General features: G+C 30.5%; 4 protein-coding genes and 1 riboswitch. All 4 genes read right to left on the reverse strand.

The annotated features are described in order from the left end of the window. Positions 1–186: 186 nt before the first annotated feature. A complete protein-coding gene (locus MR593_RS09575) occupies positions 187–498 on the reverse strand; it encodes an energy-coupling factor ABC transporter substrate-binding protein (RefSeq protein ID WP_290692267.1) in 312 nt (103 codons plus the stop codon). Further along, positions 498–1220 (reverse strand): energy-coupling factor ABC transporter permease, encoded by a 723-nt coding sequence (locus MR593_RS09580; protein ID WP_290692269.1) that lies wholly within the window; start codon positions 1218–1220, stop codon positions 498–500. The genes MR593_RS09575 and MR593_RS09580 overlap by 1 nt, the downstream gene beginning before the upstream one ends. A gap of 155 nt (positions 1221–1375) precedes the next feature. Next, positions 1376–1560: riboswitch (cobalamin riboswitch) on the reverse strand. A gap of 267 nt (positions 1561–1827) precedes the next feature. Further along, positions 1828–3618, reverse strand: coding sequence for a nitric oxide reductase activation-like protein (locus MR593_RS09585; protein WP_290692271.1), 1791 nt, complete (start codon positions 3616–3618; stop codon positions 1828–1830). Positions 3619–3650: 32 nt separating this feature from the next. Beyond that, positions 3651–4488, reverse strand: an 838-nt coding sequence (locus MR593_RS09590) for an AAA family ATPase (protein WP_290692273.1), incomplete at its 5' end; no start/stop codon positions are given.

Below are 4488 nucleotides of genomic sequence, written 5' to 3' on the forward strand. Positions count from 1 at the left end.
GCAATTCCAACTATTGTGATACTCATACCTAATATTATCAATATAGATAATACATTGTAAGGACTAATTAATGATATTATCAAAAATAACATACCTATGCTAAATTTTATATTTGGATTAACTTTAAATAATTTATTTTTATAAGCATAATCATCTATTATCATTAATTTTATCTTCTTTCTAGAATTATTTATCTTCTTTCATTTTTTTCTTAGTTCTAGTAGCACCTATATAGTATCCAACTATTCCAGCACCTAATGCTGCTTGAGATGCAAATAGTAAGCTTTCTATCTCACCACTTGCTGGTTCAAAGAAACTACTAAACCAAGGTTCATAATTAGGATCTATTTCTGTGATAGCAGCCTCAGCTTCACCGTCAGCTCCACCAAATTCTGCACCACTTTTTATAACTTGAGGTACGATAACTATAGCTAAAACTAATAGTAATAATACGATTGTTAATTTAGTACTATTTCCTTTTTTTGTTTGAGTTGTCATTATGCTAGTACCTCCTTATCTTCATTTTCTGATATGAAGTTATAGATTATAGTTGTTAATAATCCTTCTGCTATTGCTATAGGAATTTGTGTTACAAAGAATATTCCTAAGAATTTAGCAGCAGATACTGCAAATCCACCAACTGGATCAGGGAATGCTAATCCTAATTGTAATGAAGTCAATGTATATGTAGCTAAATCTCCTAGAGCTGCAGCTAAAAATACAACTACATTTCTATTTACTTTATCTTTTAATAATTTCCAAATGACATATGATACTATTGGTCCAAATATTGCCATTGAAAATGCATTTGCTCCTAAAGTTGTTATTCCTCCATGTGCTAATAATAAAGCTTGGAATAACAATACTATTGTTCCTAAAACAACTGTTACACTTGGTCCAAATAATATTGAAGCAAGTCCTACACCTGTTGGATGTGAACAACTACCTGTAACTGAAGGTATCTTAAGTGCTGATAGAACAAACACAAAAGCGCCACATAATGCTAATAATAATTTCTTCTTTGGTTGTTCTTTTACTACCTTTGTTATATTCTTTAAACCTATAACAAAGAATGGTATAAATAGTACATACCAAATTACTGCCCATTTAACAGGCAAAAATCCTTCCATGATATGCATAGCTCCTGAAATTGTAGGTGCTAATACTAACATGAATGCTGCTAATAAACACCATTTAATATTTGTTTTTTGTAATCTCATCTCTCTACACTCCTTAAAGTAATAATATATTTTAAAATAAATTAGTATTAATAAAATAAAAAACCTAACCATATTAATTTAAAAGGTTAGGTAGACATACTTAATAAGTTTTATATTATTCCTAATTAAGACACTCTCTCCAACCCCGAAGAAATTTCTCTATTATATCCTAGGCAGGTCTCCTGACTTAGTATCATCCTATCTCTCACCTTCCCATGATACTTTATATCACAGTGGTATAGCTCGAGAGACTCGTCAACATTACAGTAGCGGGGGCTGTAGAGGAATTACACCTCTTTCCCTATTAATCTATTTCAGAACCTAAAATATATATTTTATTTACTAATACTAATATATTTTCTTTAAATATATATTCATTATAGCATAGATAGACAAATTGTGATGTTTTTTGCAATTCCATTTTGTTATCGTTAATAAATTTGCAATTTTTATAAATTTTCGTTACATTGTAATCTAATATACAAAAATTGTAAATTATATATCTAGCTTTAATTGTAATAATTATTACATAATTTTGCAATAGTATTTTGAAATTATTTTTTTATAGATTTATTAATTCCTTTTAGTTATCTATAAATTATATGATTTAATTTCTTATTACCTTTTTCAAATATGTAGAAACTATATCAGAAAATCTTTGTATATCTTTTATATAAATAAAATCCTTGCCGTAAATTTTCTTTTCAGCTTCTAAATCAGTTTCTTTACCTGTGAAAACACCTAATACCATTATGCCTCTTTTTCTAGCTCTCCTAACCTCCATAGCAGTATCATTTATACCAACTATACCTTTATAAGCAGTTTCTCCTCTTATACTTCTAGAAGTATCCTTGCCTATTTTCACATCGTTTGGCTTGCCGTCACTAAGAACTATTAAAATTTTATTTTCTTCATCTCTCTCTAAAAGTCCATCACAGGTAGCCTTTATAGCTAGACCATCTCTATTGTTCCCAGCACAATAGTATTCAAATATATCCTCACATTTTCTTACATTATCATTGTAATCTCTAAATCTTTTTAAGACAGTGTAGTCTAAAAAGCTTAGAAATCCCATAACTCTATTTGGTATCCCAACTAATGTAAGCGCAGTAGAAAGTATATACGCTTGAATAGCTACCATAAACTGTTTCGAAGTTTGCGAACCACTTGAATCAAGTAGTATGTCTATGACATATCTACCCTTTCCATTGTCTACATCCTTGTAAAATATTTTGTTATTGCTACTTCTACCTATACGCCATGCTTTGTTTGCGTATATAGTTCCACAATCAGAGTAAACTCTATCAGAAGAGCTTTCTTCTATTAATAATCTAGAAAAGCTTTCTTTTAGTTTATTTATTTGTCTTCTAAATGTTTTTATTTTAAATTGAAATTCAAATATATTATTGTCCTTTTGTCTAGTTACATATTTTAACTGAAACGCATTGTCACAAGGAGATCTTAAAACTCCATCAGTAAAATGAAGTCTACAGCCTTCATGCACGTTTCTACAGTTTCTTGCTTCTATTTTTCTTCTATCGCTTTCACTTAAATAAGATTTACCATAGTAGTATTCTACTCTCTTGTATATCTTGTTGAGCATTTCTTCATCGACATATATTACTCTATTTGGTGTCGATTCTAGATCTACATCTCCTCTTTCATCACCTATACCGTCAACTAGCATTCCACTGTTTAGATTTTTTATTTCTGTTTCAACAGTTTCAGTTTCTTGATCATTGTACAATTCTTCTAGCATGAAATCAGAAAATGTATCGAAATTAACTTCTACCTCATTTACATTTTCTTCTGCAAATTCTACATTTTGACTTTGGCTATCTAATATGTGTTGAAAATATGTAAGATATATTTCATCTACCCTTTTTAAAATATTCATTATATCGTCGTTGGAATCGATCGAATTAATTTCTCTAAGTATTTTTCCAACTAATCTGTCCATAACAGGATGTCTATCCATTCGTTGAAGTACATAAGTATATTTTAGAAGCTGTAAAATATCTTCTCTATGTATTTTTGAATAACTCTTTAAAATGTCTGAATACGCTTTATTTCTGATATCTACTACTCCAGGTCTTTCTTCTATTACCCTTTTTTCAGCGACATCATTTAACACAATTTGTATTATTGTAAGCAATATATCTTTGTTGTATCCAGCTTTTATTCTATTTACTAAAAACTTTTTGACAGTTCCCCAATCGACGTATTTTCTTCTAGCACCCGCAATTATCGCATAGTACATAGATGCGTCCTTTGAGCTATAGTCTTTTTCTGCAGAATCTATTTCTTCGTCGTATTTCCCTGAAACTGTCCAAGCTAAATTGTTTACTCTATTGTCAAACTCATATTCGTTAAATATCCAGTTTAAACCTTTTGCCATATCGATCACCCTTTTACTTTACTCTGCATGAACTAATCATTTGGGAATATATCAGAGCTTTCCCATGATTCAGGAATTCTAGTTCTTATGATATCTGATACCATTTCTTTTTCGTAAACGTCAAAAGTCTTACCTGTGATTCCCATGTTAATTGCAAGAGTTGGTTTTAGACCTCTTTTTATAGTTTTTAGAGCTCCTATCATACCTCTTAGGTCTATTGCCTTTGTTGATATTTCACCGTTTTCTGCTTTAAGCTGTAAATCTAGGAATATTCCTATGAATTGAAGTAGCTTTTCACTGTCTACTGTAGGGAATTCTCTTTTTAAAATCATCATTAATTTTTCTTCATCTACAGCTGGAATATCTATTACTAAAAATCTTGAAACTAATGCTTCATTTAATTCCTTAGTACCTGCGTATTCGTAGTTCATAGTACCTATAAATCTAGTCGCTGGATGAAGGTTAATTCTTTCGTATCCTGGCACATCGATAACCCTTCTGTAGTCAAGTGCAGAGTGAAGTACTACTATAGCATCGTTTTTTGCCATATTTATTTCATCGAATATACCAAATCCACCGTTTACAGCACATTCGTAAACAGAACCTCGTCTAAGTCTTACTTCATTGTCTATAAATGTGTCTGTACCTATTAAAGATGCACTGTCTGTATTTATGTGGAAAGAAGTATTCCATTGTGGTCTTCCAAATATTTCTGATAGGTTGTCAGATAGTAGGTTCTTACCTGTTGCCTTTGGACCAGATAGTAGTATATTTTCTTCTTCTAAAATTGCAGTTATACACATTTCTAGTATGTCTTTTCCTATGAAAAAGGCTGGTGATTTTGTTACTCTTTCCTTTAATTCTTCTTTT

The organism is Intestinibacter sp. (assembly GCF_022780145.1).
In the GTDB taxonomy this organism is placed as follows: domain Bacteria; phylum Bacillota; class Clostridia; order Peptostreptococcales; family Peptostreptococcaceae; genus Intestinibacter.

Coding starts and splice junctions, on each gene's coding strand:
- MR593_RS09575 (WP_290692267.1), bottom strand. CDS start 498: ATGACAACTCAAACAAAAAAAGGAAATAGTACTAAATTAACAATCGTA.
- MR593_RS09580 (WP_290692269.1), bottom strand. CDS start 1,220: ATGAGATTACAAAAAACAAATATTAAATGGTGTTTATTAGCAGCATTC.
- MR593_RS09585 (WP_290692271.1), bottom strand. CDS start 3,618: ATGGCAAAAGGTTTAAACTGGATATTTAACGAATATGAGTTTGACAAT.